Source organism: Streptomyces sp. GLSS-08 (genome assembly GCF_056387915.1).
In genome coordinates this window covers 180917-195256 of the sequence record NZ_JBWJAQ010000008.1, presented here as the reverse complement: position 1 = coordinate 195256, position 14340 = coordinate 180917, and the positions used below count along the sequence as shown (strand labels likewise).

Annotated in this window: 12 protein-coding genes and 1 pseudogene; 4 read left to right on the top strand and 9 right to left on the bottom strand. The window is 72.5% G+C overall.

The genetic code is table 11. The annotated features are described in order from the left end of the window. Positions 1-4: 4 nt before the first annotated feature. The 8 genes from AC0ZLC_RS16735 to AC0ZLC_RS16700 all read right to left on the bottom strand — a co-directional run bounded on the left by AC0ZLC_RS16735 (position 5) and on the right by AC0ZLC_RS16700 (position 8877). Positions 5-1243: an ATP-grasp domain-containing protein gene (locus AC0ZLC_RS16735; RefSeq protein ID WP_476752748.1), complete on the bottom strand. Its 1239-nt coding sequence runs from the start codon at positions 1241-1243 to the stop codon at positions 5-7. Beyond that, positions 1240-2442 carry a 3-deoxy-7-phosphoheptulonate synthase gene (locus tag AC0ZLC_RS16730; protein WP_476752747.1) on the bottom strand — a complete coding sequence of 401 codons (1203 nt, stop codon included), beginning with the start codon at positions 2440-2442 and terminating at the stop codon, positions 1240-1242. Before AC0ZLC_RS16730 ends, AC0ZLC_RS16735 begins: the two co-directional genes overlap by 4 nt. Next, on the bottom strand, positions 2439-3965 hold the full coding sequence (locus AC0ZLC_RS16725) for an aromatic amino acid ammonia-lyase (RefSeq protein WP_476752746.1): 1527 nt from the start codon (positions 3963-3965) through the stop codon (positions 2439-2441). Before AC0ZLC_RS16725 ends, AC0ZLC_RS16730 begins: the two co-directional genes overlap by 4 nt. Then, entirely contained in the window at positions 3962-4999 is a 1038-nt protein-coding gene (locus tag AC0ZLC_RS16720; protein WP_476752745.1) for a class I adenylate-forming enzyme family protein, read from the bottom strand. The genes AC0ZLC_RS16725 and AC0ZLC_RS16720 overlap by 4 nt, the downstream gene beginning before the upstream one ends. Further along, the gene (locus tag AC0ZLC_RS16715) at positions 4996-5295 is read right to left on the bottom strand and encodes an acyl carrier protein (RefSeq protein ID WP_476752744.1); all 300 of its coding nucleotides are present in this window, start codon (positions 5293-5295) and stop codon (positions 4996-4998) included. The genes AC0ZLC_RS16720 and AC0ZLC_RS16715 overlap by 4 nt, the downstream gene beginning before the upstream one ends. Before the next feature lie 100 nt (positions 5296-5395). After that, on the bottom strand, positions 5396-5797 hold the full coding sequence (locus AC0ZLC_RS16710; RefSeq protein ID WP_476752743.1) for a hypothetical protein: 402 nt from the start codon (positions 5795-5797) through the stop codon (positions 5396-5398). Between the two features lie 54 nt (positions 5798-5851). After that, on the bottom strand, positions 5852-7564 hold the full coding sequence (locus AC0ZLC_RS16705; protein WP_476752742.1) for a prenyltransferase/squalene oxidase repeat-containing protein: 1713 nt from the start codon (positions 7562-7564) through the stop codon (positions 5852-5854). Beyond that, complete coding sequence (locus AC0ZLC_RS16700) at positions 7561-8877, bottom strand: phenylacetate--CoA ligase family protein (RefSeq protein ID WP_476752741.1); 1317 nt, start codon at positions 8875-8877, stop codon at positions 7561-7563. Before AC0ZLC_RS16700 ends, AC0ZLC_RS16705 begins: the two co-directional genes overlap by 4 nt. A gap of 183 nt (positions 8878-9060) precedes the next feature. Between AC0ZLC_RS16700 and AC0ZLC_RS16695 the strand changes: the two genes are divergently transcribed. Together AC0ZLC_RS16695 and ddaH are read left to right on the top strand one after the other, a co-directional pair. Continuing rightward, positions 9061-10272 carry an AMP-binding protein gene (locus AC0ZLC_RS16695; protein WP_476752740.1) on the top strand — a complete coding sequence of 404 codons (1212 nt, stop codon included), beginning with the start codon at positions 9061-9063 and terminating at the stop codon, positions 10270-10272. An 85-nt stretch (positions 10273-10357) separates the two neighbouring features. Continuing rightward, positions 10358-11236 (top strand): dimethylargininase, encoded by an 879-nt coding sequence (gene ddaH / locus AC0ZLC_RS16690; protein WP_476752739.1) that lies wholly within the window; start codon positions 10358-10360, stop codon positions 11234-11236. A gap of 80 nt (positions 11237-11316) precedes the next feature. Here ddaH and AC0ZLC_RS16685 read toward each other — a convergent pair. Further along, positions 11317-12189 (bottom strand): annotated as a pseudogene (locus AC0ZLC_RS16685) (LysR substrate-binding domain-containing protein); the annotation flags it as partial. Positions 12190-12550: 361 nt separating this feature from the next. Here AC0ZLC_RS16685 and AC0ZLC_RS16680 point away from each other — a divergent pair. Then, positions 12551-12817: a hypothetical protein gene (locus tag AC0ZLC_RS16680; protein WP_476752738.1), complete on the top strand. Its 267-nt coding sequence runs from the start codon at positions 12551-12553 to the stop codon at positions 12815-12817. A 130-nt stretch (positions 12818-12947) separates the two neighbouring features. Further along, a complete protein-coding gene (locus AC0ZLC_RS16675) occupies positions 12948-14159 on the top strand; it encodes a helix-turn-helix domain-containing protein (protein ID WP_476752737.1) in 1212 nt (403 codons plus the stop codon). Positions 14160-14340: the final 181 nt, after the last annotated feature.

Here is a 14340-nt window from a genome sequence, read left to right as displayed (position 1 = left end):
GGGGTCAGTGAACGGGGGTCAGCGCGAGGGGCTCGGCGCTCACGCGGAAAGCGGCGGCCGTCGTGGTCAGCGCCTGCTCGACGGCGGCGGAGCCGGCCGCCCGGAACCGGAAGCGTCCGCCGACGTGCTCGTAGTAGGCGTCGGCCGCGGGAAGCACCTCGCCGGGCTTGAGGAGCACTTCGGCGTAGGGCCCCGGTTCCCGGCCCGTCATGGGCGTGACCTCGGTGACACGGCACGGCCGGGCCTCGGGCGCCGGGACGAGCAGCCAGCCGCCGACCTGTTCCATGGGCGCCGGTCCCACGGGGCGCACCGGCAGGCCGAGTTGGAGACGGAAGGCGGCTTCCATCAGGTCGTACCCGTGCAGTTCCCGCCAGATGAAGGGGATCTCGGCGCCGCCGACGCGTGCCCCGACCTCCAGGAAGCGGCACGTGCCGCTCCGGGCGTCGACGAACACCTCCAGGTGGAAGGGGGTGGGCCGGTCCGTGAGCGCGGCGAGCGCCGCCCGCGCGTGCTCGCCGACGGGGGCCAGGACCGCCGGGTCGTCTTCCTCCACGGACCCTAGGAAGGTGCCTTCGCGAAAGCCCAGGCAGGTGTTGACGTAGCGGGAGGCGCGCCAGCACATCAGCTCCGCGCCGTCGAAGATCCCGTCGACGTGGTAGATCGCGTCGGGCAGGAACTCCTGGACGAGCATCGGCTCGGCCCAGTCGTGTCCGTCGAGTTCCTCGGGTTCGCGGACCAGGGACACGCCCGCGCTGGAGCTGCCGACACGGGGTTTGAGCACCACGGGCCACCCGTGCGTGGCGCCGAACGCGGCGACCTCCGCGGCGCCGGTCACGGCCGCGCTCGCGGGAGCCGGGACACCGGCGGCTGCCACGGCCTCGACCATCAGGTGCTTGTCGCGGAACCGCAGCAGGTCCTCGGGGCGGTCGCCGGGGCAGTCCCACTCGACGCGCAGCGCGGCCCCGATGAGCAGGTCGTCCTCCTTGAGGGCGACGATCCGGTCGGGTCGGCCGTGGCGTGCGGCCAGGAGGCGTACGGCGGCGCGGACTTCGTCGAGGTCGTCGGTCCTGGCCACGGTGACGACGTCGGCGGCCGCGGAGGGTATCGCCGGGAGCGCCACCTCGGTCGCGACATAGGTGACCGTGTGGTCGCCGTGGTCGAGGTAGTGGCCGTATTCGGCGTAGCGCTCCTGCCATCGCGTGACGATCACGACGTGCGGGCGGGGGGTGTCAACGGTGGTCACGGGGTGTCCTTTCGCGCGAGCAGGTCGGCTGTCGCCAGGAGCAGGCCGCGGGCCTGGGCGGGGGCGAGGCGCGGGTCGCAGGTGGACCGGAAGCGGGGCAGCCCGTCGGTGGCGAGGCCGGCCGGGTCGTCGACGCACTCGGTCACGTCGTCGGGTGTCATCTCGACGTGCAGGCCGCCGGGGGGTACGCCGTGGGCGCGCAGCACGGCGATGAAGTCGGTGACCTCGCGCAGCACGTCGGTCAGCACGCGGGTCTTGCGCCCCGAAGGGTGGCGGACGGTGTTGCCGTGCATCGGGTCGCACAGCCAGACCACGCGGCCGGTGAAGTCGGCCGCGGCCTCGACGAGGGCGGGCAGGCGGCGGGCGGTCTCGGCGGCTCCGAGCCGGGTGATGAGTGACAGGCGCCCGGCGCCGTGGCCCCGGGTGAGCCGTTCGCACAGTTCGTGTACGTCGTCCGGGGACGCGCCGGGGCCCAGTTTGACGCCGACGGGGTTGTTCACCGTTTCGGCGAACCCTACGTGCCAGCCGTCGAGTTGACGGGTGCGCTCACCGATCCAGAGCATGTGCGCGGAGGAGCTGTAGTGACCTCCGGCTTCGGTGTCCTCCCTCACGAGGGGGGTCTCCAGGTCGACGAGCAGTGCCTCGTGGCTGGTGTACACGGAGCCGGCGCCGGCGTCCCCGGCCAGGTGACCCTGGAGCAGGAGGGCGTCCAGGCACGCGGCGGCGTGGTCGTAGGCGGCCCGCAACCGTGCCGGATCGGGGCGGCGCGCGGCGGGGTCCGCCGTCGGCCGGTTGACCGCGTCGCCCCGGTAGACGGGCAGCACGGTGCCGTCGGCGAGGGTTTCGACGGCTTGTGAGCGGGGCTTGGCGTACTGCCCGGCGAACCGGCCGATCCGTACGACCGGCAGGCCCGCGCGGGTGGCCAGCAGATCCGCCAGAGCGGACAGTTGGGCGGCCTTGGCGGTGATCCTCGCGGGCGCGGAGTCGGCGAAGGGTTCGGCGCAGTCGCCGCCCTGGAGGACGAAACGGGTGCCCTGCGCGGCGCGGGCCAGCTCGGCCCGCAGCCGGTGCGCGGCGCTCGCCTCCACGAGGGGAGGCAGCGCGGCGAGGTCCGCGCGGACGTTCTCGACGAGGCCGTCGCGGGTCCATGGAGGTTGCTGGGCGGCGGGCAGGCGGATCCGGTGGGGTGCTGTCGTCATGTGCGCGGTCCCTGGGGAGTCGTGAAGTGGCGTTCGAGCCGTCGGGCGGTGGCGGCGACCTCGCCGGCCAGGGGCCGGTCGCGGTCCAGGGGGGTCCAGTCGCAGGCGAGGTGCCGCCAGACGCCGTGCGCGGGAGCGGTCCCGCTCAGGCGGGCCAGCTGGTTGAGGGCGAGGGCGAGGGAGGCGACGATCCACCAGGCGCGGTCCAGGGCGGTGGACACCGCGTTGGCGCTGTTGAGAGCCAGCGGCACGTGGTCCTGGTTGCCGAGGTTGGTGGGGACCGGGGTGAACGAGGCGGGATAGCCGTGCTGGCGGATCGCGCCCAGGTGCGAACCGGCGGCGATCTGGACACCGGCGAACCCGCTCTGGCGTCCGGGGGCGGGTGTCAGCATGGGTGGGAGGCCGCCGTTGTGCTGCGGGTCGAGGGCGAGGTGAAGCTGGCGTTCGGCCAGGTAGGCGAGCTGGTGCAGGCAGAGCATGTGCTGCTCGCTCGCCAGGGCCACGGGCGCGGCGTGGAAGTTGCCGCCGTGCAGAACGTCGTCGTCGACGAAGACGGGGTTGTCGGTGGTGCCCTCTCCTTCGGTGATCAAAACCTGGCCCTGGAAGCCGAGTTGGTCGAGTACGGCGCCCACGACCTGGGGGGCGCAGCGCAGTGAGTACGGTTCCTGGAGGCGGCGCGCGGCGTCCTCGGTGCGGACGACGGCGCCGCGGGCCGCACGGATCAGGGCGGCTGCCTGTCGCTGCCCCCGGTGCCCCCGGACGGCGGAGAGGCGGTCGTCGTAGGGCTCGGGGCTGCTGCCGAGGAGTCCCGCCAGGTGGCCGGTTCCGGCGGCCACGGCGTGGGCCAGGGCCTGGAGCCGTACGTGGTTGTGCAGGGCGCGGGCGAGAGACGCGCTGGTGCCGTTGGCGAAGGCGAGGGCGGAGCGGGCGTCCCAGCGGACCGGGGCGGCGCCCAGCGCGCGCAGCGCCTGGGCCGCGGGCTCCTGCCGCCAGCTGCCGTCCGGGGCGCGCCGCCAGGCGTCGCCCTTCCCTGCCGCCGCTTGTGCCGCGTGGGCCAGTGGGACGAGGTCGCCACTGGCGCTGAGGCTGCCGTCCTGGGGCACGACCGGGGTGAAGCCCTGATTCCACTGGGCGGCCAGGGCGTCCCAGACGTCGACGGCCACGGCGGAGCGGCCCAGGGACATGCTGCGCAGCCTCAGCCAGACCATGGTCCGGGTGACCTCGGGCGACAGGGCCGGGCCCTGACCGGTGGTGAGGTGATCGAGCAGCCCGGCTCCCTGGACGTGCGGGTCGTGGTCGGCGTCGTAGGAGACCAGCGGACCGAAGCCCTTGGTCAGGCCGTAGACGGGGCGGCGGGCGGCGATCTCGGCCAGTGACGCGCGGCTCGCGGCGAGGCGGGCGCGGTCTTCGGGCCCCAGGGCGAGGACCCGGTCCGGTCCTGCGGCCCGGAGAAAGTCCGGGACCGCGGTGTCGGGTGCGGTGGGGGCCCCGGCGAGGGACGCAGGGGCGGGTGATGCCGTCATGCCACCCTCGCCGGTGTCGGGGAAGTCGTGGTGGGAGGGGTGGTGAGCCGGTTCAGCAGGGGTTTCCCGGTGGCGGAGCGGTCGATCCGGTCGACGCGGTGGACGGCGCCGGGAAGGGGGCAGCCCGGGAGCGCGGCTCGGAGGGCGGTACGGATGGTCCGCGCGTCGATACGGGCGGGTCCCGCGGTGTGGAACAGGTCGTAGCGCTCACCGCGCACGGCGTCGCCGGCGGTCGTGCACACCACCTCGGTGCCGGGGAAGGCGGAGGCGATCGCGTCCTCGACGGCGCCGAGGTCGCAGCGGACCCCGTTGACCTTGATCATCCGGGAGGCGCGTCCGCGCCACAGGAAGGAGCGGGGCCCCACCGGGGTCACCGTGTCGTCCATGGTCCACGCGGTGAGGGGACGGTCGCAGCCGTCGCGCCGGGCGAGCCGGGGGCCGCGCACGGTGAGCCGGTCGTCGTCCTCCACGTCGGCGACGACGTCGTCCAGGAGCTGCCAGGGCGTCTCCTCCCCGGGGTGGTCGGCCAGGCGGCGCAGGGCGACCGCGCCGGTCTCGGTGGAGCCGAAGACCTCGACGGCGGTGAACGGCGTGCCCCGCCGGTCCCGCACGAGGTTGCGGGCGGCGTCGGTGACGGGCCCGGTGCCGTGGAGGGCGACCGCTCCCGGGTGGTCGGCGGTGGACGGCACCAGGGAGCGCAGGACCAGCCAGCTGGACGGCAGGCAGACGAAGAGGGTACGCAGTCCGGGGCGCGGGGCCGGCACGCTCATGGGGTCGTCCCAGGCCCGCACGACGGGGACGCCGAGGAGGCCGGGCAGGACGACGCCGAAGAGGCGCCCGAAGAGGTGCCGGGGCGGGGCGAAGCAGACGACCTGCTCCACGGTGCCCAGCGCCGTCCGGGCCACCAGCAGGGCCTCGTCGCGCAGTTGGCCGGGGGTGCGCCACCAGCGCACCGGGTCGCCGCTGTGGCCGGAGGTCTCGAAGGGGGCCTCGGCCACCGCGCGCTCGGTGGCGGCGGCGGAGACGGGAGTCACGAGGAGGCTTCCAGGGCCGTGCGGTCCTCGATCAGGTCGCGTACGAAGGCGGCGATGCGTCCCACCGTGGCGAAGACGTGCCGGACGTCGTGGGCGACGAAGTCGACCTCCACGTCGAACGCGGCCTCGACACGCGAGACGCACTCCAGGGCGGTGAGGCTGTCGTAGCGGTCGCCGAGGGCCCTGGCCAGGTCGGCGTCGTCCGTGACGGCCGCGAGGGAGTCCCCCAGGACGGGGCTCAGGGCGGCCCGTACCTGCGTGGTGAGTTCGTCGAGGGCGGGGACGGTCGTGGTCATGAGGGGTCCTGCCTTTCAGGAGCGGCGGCGCTGGTCGTTCCGTGGATCGGAGAGTCCGGAGGTCCGGGCACGGCGGGCACGCGGGAGGCCTCTCGGCGGCTCAGTGAACTCGCGGGGTCGCCGCGAGCCGGAGGCGTCCTTGGTCGGCCAGGTGGACGAGCGCGGGGTCGGTGGGCCGGAACTCGATGTAGAGGAAGGGAGTCCGCTCGGTCATGCCGAGCGCCGCCGCAATCTCCTGCGCCAGGTCGGAGCGGAAGGTCGCGTCGCGGTCCGGGCCCACGCACACGGTCACGCGTGCGTGGTGCAGGCCGTCCTCGACGGCGGGCAGCGCCTCGGCGGACATCCCACCGCTGAACAGCGAGTGGGGTTCGGCGGTGCTGAAGTGCACGACGACGTGACCGGCGGGCACACCACGGGCGGTCAAGTGCCGGGTGAGCCGGATGGCCACGGCCCGCCGCGCGGGCACTGTCAGTTCGGGGGCGAGGATGTCAATGGTGGGCATGGGTGCCTTCGGTGGGCCTCGGGGACGCGTTGGCCGGGGTGACGGGGACAGGCATCAGGACAGGACCAGGTCGGGCAGGGACCCGGTGGGGCCCTGCCCGACCCGGTGCCGCAGCAGCGTGCCCAGGCAGTCGGCCAGGGGGCCGCCCGTGGCGGGGGCCAGCGGCGTCCAGGCGGTGCCGTCGGCGGTGTGGACGCGGTCGACGAAGCGGCGCAGGTGTTCGGGGTCGAGCGCGACACCGAACAGGTCCGCTGTCGCCACTGCCTCGTACGTGGACAGCAGGTCGGGCATGCGCGAACCGGTGTCCGCCCAGCCGCCGCCGCGCACCCGGTGGGCGTCCAGGACGGCACGGACGGGAGCGTCGTCCAGGTGCCCGAGCGCGTGGCGGACACGCAGGGCGCGCAGGCGCGCGCGTGCCCCTTCGCCCGGGCCCCGGCCGGCGAAGGCCTCCAGGGCGTCGGCGTCGAGTACGACGCGCAGGTCGGCGCCCAGCAGCCGGACGACCGCGACAGCGGCGGCCGTCGACAGGGAATCCGAGCCCCTGCCCTCCCAGAACCCGAAGCCGCCGTCGGGGTTCTGCAGGGAGCGGAGCCAGCCGAGGACGCCGGCGCGCTGCGCGGCATGGCGTTCGGGATCGGCGAAGACCCCGGCGGTGAGGCCCCACAGGGTGCAGCGGATCTCGCTGCCCCGCCCGGGCATGTACATCAGGCCTGCCTCGTTGGGCAGCAGGCACCCTTCGAGCCAGGCCCGGTGGGCGGGTACGGCGGGGTCGTCCGGGTGCGCGAGGACGGCGGCGGCGGTGGTCAGCGCGTCGGCGGCGAGGGCCGGTTCGCGGTAGGTGTAGCCGCCGCCGGGGCAGGCGAGTTCCGCGATGCGGCGCACCACGTCGTCGGCGATGCCCTTGACGTCGGCGCCGACACCGACGAGCGCACCGACGGCGCAGAAGGACGCCCACACGTCCTCGACCGCGTAGCCCTCCCACCGCACGAACGCCCGCCCGGGGCCGCGCAGGGCAAGCACCCACGGCTCGATGTCGTACGTGGGCATCGCGCCGAGGAGACGCAGGGCGGCGACCGACCGGTAGGTGGCCCACATGCACGGGGTCCTGGCGTCGGGCGAGAACCGGAAGCCGCCCTCGGGGGCCTGTTGGGCCTGGATCCAGGCGACCAGGCGCGCTACGTCCCACGGGGGGCGTACGGGCTCCTGGGCGTTCAGCGCGGCCCAGGCGGCGGCGCCGTAGTGGCAGGCACGCACGTCGGCGGTGGTGTGGCCGGGGCTCCAGGAGAGTCCGCCGTCCGCGGTCTGGAGGCCGTGGAGCCAGGCCAGCAGGCGCTCCCGGTCGGGAACGGTGGAGCGGGCGGGGCCCAGGACGGTGCGGGTGGAGAAGTGGGTGGCCCAGACCTCGGCGTCCTGGCCGGGCGTCATGGCGTACGCGTCGCCGGTCCAGGTGGTGGCGAGCCATGCGGCGGTCGCCTCCGGTTGCGGGACGGGGTGGCCGAGATCGGTGAGCGCCTGGGTGCAGTAGAAGGTCGCCCAGGCGTCGGAGGGCATGCCGACGGACCACGCGTAGCCGCCGTCGGCGTTGCGGCGGCCGCTCAGGTAGCGGGCGGTGGCGTCCGGGGCGGTGGCTTCGGCGGTCCGGCCGAGCCAGGCGAGGGTGCGCGTCGCGGCGTACGTGCACCACAGGTCGGGATCGCCCAGGACGGCGCCGCCGGGAGCAGGGGACGCGGCGGGGGTGGACTCGGGGGGCACGGTGGGGGCGGTCATCGGGCGGTCTCCACGACGCGTACGTTGGTGCGCTTCCAACTCTTCTGCGATCCCCCGCTCTTGGTGGTGGAGGGCAGCGCGTTGAGGAAGGCGACACCGTCCCAGGCGAAGCCCAACCGGTGCCGGCAGGCCTCCTGCACGGAGTCGGCGTCGGCGGCTTCGCCAGCGCGGTCGGAGCCGGGCAGGCGTTCCAGGAGGAGCCGGGCCTGCGTGCCCGCCTCGTCGACCTCGACGAGATAGCCCGTGGCCGACGTCAGCCCGTAGACGATCTCCTCCACGTCTCGGATCGCCAGGTCCGCGCCCCGTATGCGCAGGCCTTCGCTGGACCGGCCACGGACGACGATCGTGCTGCCGGGGGTGGCGCAGTCGCACCGATCACTGCTGATCTCCACCTCGTCGCCGGTGTCGAGGCGCAGCAGCGGGCGGGCGTGCAGGTTGAGGGGGGTGACGACCAGCCGCCCCGCGCCGTCGGCCGGCAGGGGCGCCGTGCGTTCGCCGTCCGTCAGCTCGAAGTAGTGGGCGTGGGTGAGCAGGTGGAGGTTCCCGGCGGGGCAGGTCGCGGCGAGGGTGCCGGTCTCGGTGCTGCCGTAGCTCACGTCGTGCGCGGTGGCGTCCCACCAGGTGCCGAGCCGGGCGCGCAGAGCCGGGGTGCTGACCTCACCGAGCAGCATCAGTTTGGATATGGAATCGCGGAGTCCGGGCAGCGTGCCGCGCTGGACGAGCAGGCGGGTGAGTTGCATCAGCACGCCCGGGGCCGCGAAGACGGCGGTGGGCCGCAGGGTGGACCACAGGTCGCTCAGGCGGTCCCAGTCGGAGATGCCGGTGGCGAACGGGTACATCCGGGTGTGCGGCAGTCCGAGGTACTCGCAGACGCCGACGATGAGGTCGGCGACCGGCACGATGTCGGAGGGCAGCAGGATCGCGACCCGGTCGTCGGCGTTCAGGACGGAGCGCCACGCCTCGGCGACGGAGACCGTGTTCCACACGATGTCCTCCAGGTGGCGCGGGGTGGGGGTGACCCGGCCGGAGGTGCCCGTCGTCTCGTAGTACTTGGCCGCCTCGGCCAGCTCCCCCACCGCGAAGCTCCAGGGGTCCTGCTTCAGCCGGTCCTTGGGGGTGACCTGGAGTCGCTCGAAGCCGTCCCAGGAGAAGGCACCGATGTCCCGGAAGGCCTGGGACTTGGCGGCTCGCGCCCATGCCGCGGACAGCTTGCGGGTGTGGAAGTCGGCGGTGGGCGGGTGCCGTCGTGCCCACCGGGCCTCCTCCTGTGCCTGTCGCAGCAGCCTCAGTCCCGCTTCATCCCGGATCAACATGCTTTCTTCCCAACTCACTGTGGCATGTGGGCAACTCGATGACGCGCGCTCCGAAGAATTCAGCCACAGCCCCTGTCACGCGTCCAATAACCATCTCGAATCAACGCGCGATAAGCGGCGCTGATCACGTGAGTCGGAAATCTGCTTGGACAGCGGATGGCGGCGCCGGGCCTACTTGTTGACATGACGAAGAACAATGCGGCGCTCTCCGTTCCCGCCCTGCTGGAACGCATGGCGGAGATTCCGTCCCTCAGTGACCGGTACGACGACGCGCGGGCCCTTGCCGAACCGGAACTGCGAGATCTGCCGATCCTCACGAAGGACGATTTCCGGGGCGCTCTTCCCGATGTCCTGCGCCTCGCACGGTCGCGGCGGCACGGCTCGATCGTCCTCGGGAGCGGCGGGACCACCTCGACCCCGAAGCTGAGCTTCATCGCCAGTGGCCAGCTGATCGAGGCGATCGCAGCCGAGTGGAGTCCGCTGGACCACCAGGACGTCCTCGTGAACTACGACACTCCCGGCCGGTTGTCCTCGTCGCACAACTTCTTCAACGCGGTGGCCCACCGGGCCGGCGCCGTGACGATCCCGCTGGGCGCAGTCGACGAGGCGCAGCTCGGCGAGTGGCTCGACTTCGTGGGTCTGCTCGACGCGAGCGCCCTGAACGCGACGCAGAGCCAGATAGGCAACCTGCTGGAGTTCTACGAGCGCACGAACCGCAGGCCCCCGGCCTTCAAGAAGCTGCTGTGGACGGGTGAACCGTTCGGCGACCGCGCGCTGGAGACCGTCCGCCGGGTCCTTCCGGACGCGGAGCTGCACGGTGTGTACGGGTCGACGGAGACCTGGGTGATCGGGCACAACGGCCCCGCCTGCGCCCTGGACACGTTCCACCTCATGCCCTACCAGCACGTCGAGCTGGAGGACGGGGCGATCCTCGTCACCAACCTGCACCCGGAGTGCGTCAACCCGGTGGTGCGCTACCGGCTCGGCGACCTGGGCGAGTTCGTTCAGTGCGCCTGTGGCCGGGCGGACACCGCGCTGCGGGTCGTGGGCCGTGACGATCCGCAGATGAAGTTCCTGAGCATCCTCGTCACGCCGCAGGAGATCGTCGAGGCGACCCGGCTGCACCCGGCGGTCAGCGGCGTGCAGATCGCGCTGTTCGATCACGGCTCCCCCGCGGAGCGGATGGAACTGCGGATCAGGACCGCCCAGGGCGCCGATCCGGCCGAGGTCGAGCTGGAGGTGCGCCGCACGGTCCTCACCCAGGTCTACCGGCTCGGCTACGAGGTGGAGACCGAAGCGCCCCACGCGTTCGCGGTCCGGGCGGTCGAGCGGTTCACCGTCAACGAGCGGTCGAACAAGACGCCGCTGGTCGTCAAGGACCAACCGCTGCCCTGACTCCGCCGGGGCAGTCGTCCGGATCGCCCCGCACCGAGGACATCCGTCACGGGACCCACAGGTCCGACTCGAGAGAAGAGTTCCCATGCCCGAGCGCACTACCCGAACCGCTGTTCCGCGCCGTTATCTCATGTGCCGGCCCACACACTTCGAGGTGACGTATTCCATCAATCCGTGGATGAATCCCGAGAAGCCGGTCGACCGCGAATTGGCCGTCCTCCAGTGGGAGCGCCTCCGTGAGATCTATCTGGAACTCGGGCACACCGTCGAATTGATCGAGCCGGTGCCCGGCCTGCCGGACATGGTGTTCGCCGCGAATGGCGCCACCGTCGTGGACGGGCGCGTGCTCGGCGCCAAGTTCCGCAACGAGCAGCGCGTCGCCGAGGGACCCGCGTATTCCCGGTGGTTCCGCGAGAACGGTTTCCCCGAGGTACGGGACCCGGAGTTCATCAACGAGGGTGAGGGCGACTACCTCGTCACCGGGAAGTGGGTGCTGGCCGGTTGCGGGTTCCGTACCGATCCCGCCTCGCACCAGGAGGCCCAGGACTTCTTCGGCCGCCCGGTGATCGGTCTGCGCCTGGTCGATCCGCGCTTCTACCACCTGGACACCGCGCTCGCGGTCCTGGGCGACGACGAGATCATGTACTGCCCGGAGTCGTTCTCACCGGGCAGCCGGGCGGTGCTGCGCCGCCTCTTCCCGGACGCCGTCCTGGTCTCGGCCGAGGACGCCGGCGTGTTCGGCCTCAACGCCGTCTCGGACGGGTACAACGTCGTCCTGCCCCAGGCGGCGACAGGTCTCGCGGAACAGCTCGCCGCGCGCGGTTACAACCCGATCGGCATCGACCTCTCGGAGCTCCTCAAGGCCGGCGGGAGTGCCAAGTGCTGCACCCTGGAGATCCGCAGAGCCACTTCGGAGGCCTCGGAGCGCGCGGCGACGCCCGCACGCACGGCCTGCGTGGTGTGACGCAGGCGCTTCCCCACCTCGGCGGGACCCTGCTCCCGCCGGGCGGGGCGCGGCGGCTGGTCCGTCGCGGAGGCCATGAACGACAGGAAGGCCCGCAGGGCGGACTTGGTGTTGTCCTTGCGCCACACGAGGGCCAGCGGCACGGTGGGCGCGCCCTCCAACGGGCGGAGTGCCACGCCGGGTACGTCCAGCAGGGCGACGGCATCCCGGGTGACCAGGGTCATGCCGTGCCCCTGGGCGACCGCCATCAGCATGTGGACCTCGTCGGGCTCCTCCCGGACGATGTGCGGGGTCCGGCCCACGGGATAGACGGCCTGGATGATCGACTCCCATAACCCGCCCGACTCGCGGGGGAAGTAGACCAGCGGGTCCGCGGCGACGTCCTCGAACCGGACGGTGAGTTCGCCTGCCAACGGATGAGCGGCGGGAAGGGCGACGAGGATCTCCTCGTGGCCCACGCCGAGGAGCCCCAGGTCCTGCCCCAGGTCCACCGGCGGCCGCACGAAGCCCACGTCCACGCGGCGGGTGCGCACGCGTTCCACGTTGAAGGAGCTGAAGCCGGCCGAGGTCCGCAGGTTGATGTGCGGGCGGACCGAGCGGAACGCCGCGGTCAACTCGTGGGCCTGGCCGAGGCTCGCGGAGGCCGTGTGGGCCAGAGTCAGGGTCGCGTGGTGCCGGTCGACCATGTCGTTGGCGAAGCCCTTCACCTCCTCGGCGTGCGCGACCAGACGCTTCGCCCTGGGCAGGAGCTCCTCGCCGATCGCGGTCAGCGAGACCAGTTGGCGCGACCGGTGGAAAAGGGGAGCGCCGATCTCACGCTCCATCACCTTGATCGCCTGAGAGAGGCCGGGCTGCGAGATGTGGAGTCTCTTCGCCGCTCTGCCGAAGTGCAGTTCGTCGGCCACAGCGATGAAGTACGTGAATGCTCGAATGTCCACGGGTGCAACCTCCATGCGCGCCTCACGGCGCCCGTAGCGGTGAGGAGGGGGCCGTCCCGTCCGCCCGCCCGCCGGTGGGGCGGGCCTGCCACGGCGGGTGGATCGGCGTCCCGGCGCGCCGGGAAAGTTCCGGATGCGCCGCTGACGCCTGTTCCGCCCCTTCGCGGGGCGCTCCGGACCCGTCGTCCCCCAAGATCTCCAACTGGTTCACATTGAAAATAAGCAAGTCAGTCAAGTCCTGTCAAGGATTGACTACACTCGTCAAGGGCCTCTAGCCTCGGCATGCGGCCCCGCGCCACCGAAGCAGGACGAGCGTCCGGACCGACCCGCGGGGTCGGCGCCGCAGACGCACCCGACCCAGGAGAGAAGAACTGCCATGCGCCTCGCCCACAGCCTCGCCACCCTGGCCACGCTTGCGGCGGCCACGCTGCTCACCATCACCTCGGCACACGCCGAGGCGGCCCCCGACCGCCCGGCAGCCGCCATCGCGCCCCAGGAGATCGAGTGGCCGGCGCCGAGCGGGGCGACCCCGCAGGAGATCGAGTGGCCGGCGCCCGGCCGGGCGATCCCGTCGGAGATCGAGTGGCCGACGGCGGGCCGGGCGACCCCGCTGGACATCGAGTGGCCGACCCCGACTCCGTGAGGATCCAGCCCTCCCGACCGGGACCGGCCGACCGGCCTCGACCGGGCCGCACCCTCATTCTTGACAGCCCGAGTAAAGGATCGATAATGTGTTGACAAATCGAGGACGGGGCTGTCCGTAAGGAATGAAGATGCTTGAGCAGCCGGCATTCGGCCGCCGCCTCCGTCAGCTCCGACAGCAGCAGGGGCTCACCCAGGCCAGCCTCACCGGTCCCCGCATGTCGGCCGCTTACGTGTCGCGACTGGAGGCGGGGTCCCGCCCGCCCACACCGCAGAGCGTGGAACTTCTCGCCGCCAAACTCAATGTTCCGCTCAGCATGTTCGACGAGGTCGAAGCCACCGGCCTGTCGGACATCCTCGCCACCACGGCGGCACTGTGGGAGTCGGCCGACAAGTGCGCACTCCGGCACCAGCTCGAACAAGCACTGGAGACGGACACCGAGGCCGACCCCACCCTGCGGTGGCAGGCGTACGCCCAACTCGCCAAGCTCCAGTGCGAGGAAGGGCAGCGCCAGGAGGAGTACGACAACCTCCGGCAGCTCGTACAGGTGAGCGAGGAGCTCGGGCACCCCGTGCTCCTCGTCCATGCCCGCTTGCGCCTCGCGCGATGCCAGAGATCCCTCGGCCGCATCGACGACGCACGCGCCACCGCGCGGGAAGGTCTGCGTCTCGCGCAGGAGGTCGGTCTCGGCACCGACGACACCACCCGCCTCCGGATCCTGCTCGTCTCCACCGCGGCCGAACTGGGCGACCTGGCCGAGGCGAAGCGCATGAGCGAAGAGATCTGCGCCTCTCTCGGCGACCGCACCGGCTCCGTCGCCGCAGAGGCCTGGTGGGCCGCGGCCACCGTCACCACCCGCATCGGCGACCACAAGCGCGCCGGCCTGCTCCTGGACAGGGCCCTCGCGGCGGTCAGCAGCCGTGAGGACCTCGCGCTGTGGATGCGCCTGCGGCTGGCAGCCGCCGCGCTCAAGCTCCAGGCCGGCCCCCTGCGCCTCGACGCCGTCGAGCACTATCTGGCGGAGGTCAAACCTGCCCTCGACCTGGTGGGCACCCCGGCGAACCAGCAGGAGTACACCTTCCTCACAGCCCAACTCCGTTACGCGCAGGGCGACTTCGCAACCGCCCGTACCCTCTGCGACAGCATCGATCAGGACGCGCTCCTGCTCAGCTACCGCGATCGGATCCGCTACCGCATGCTGGGCGCGCAGATCCGCCTGGCGGAGGGTGACAAGACGGCGACCGCGGACCTCACGGCACTCGCGGAGCAGGCACAGGACGCGGAGATGATCGATCTGGCGGCCGAGGTGTGGAGGACGGCGGCGCGGGCGCACGCGCACTGAGAGGCCCCGGGGAGGCCGGGACGGGCAGGACCGGGCGGACTCACCCGGCGCCTCCCGTCAGACCACACCGCCCCCTGGCCGTCACCGGGGCCGCTGTGGCGCTGGCCGGCGGAGGGTGTCGTACTCAGCCGCCGCCGCAGCGAGCGCGGCCCGCGATCCGGACCGTCAGCGCATCGGACAT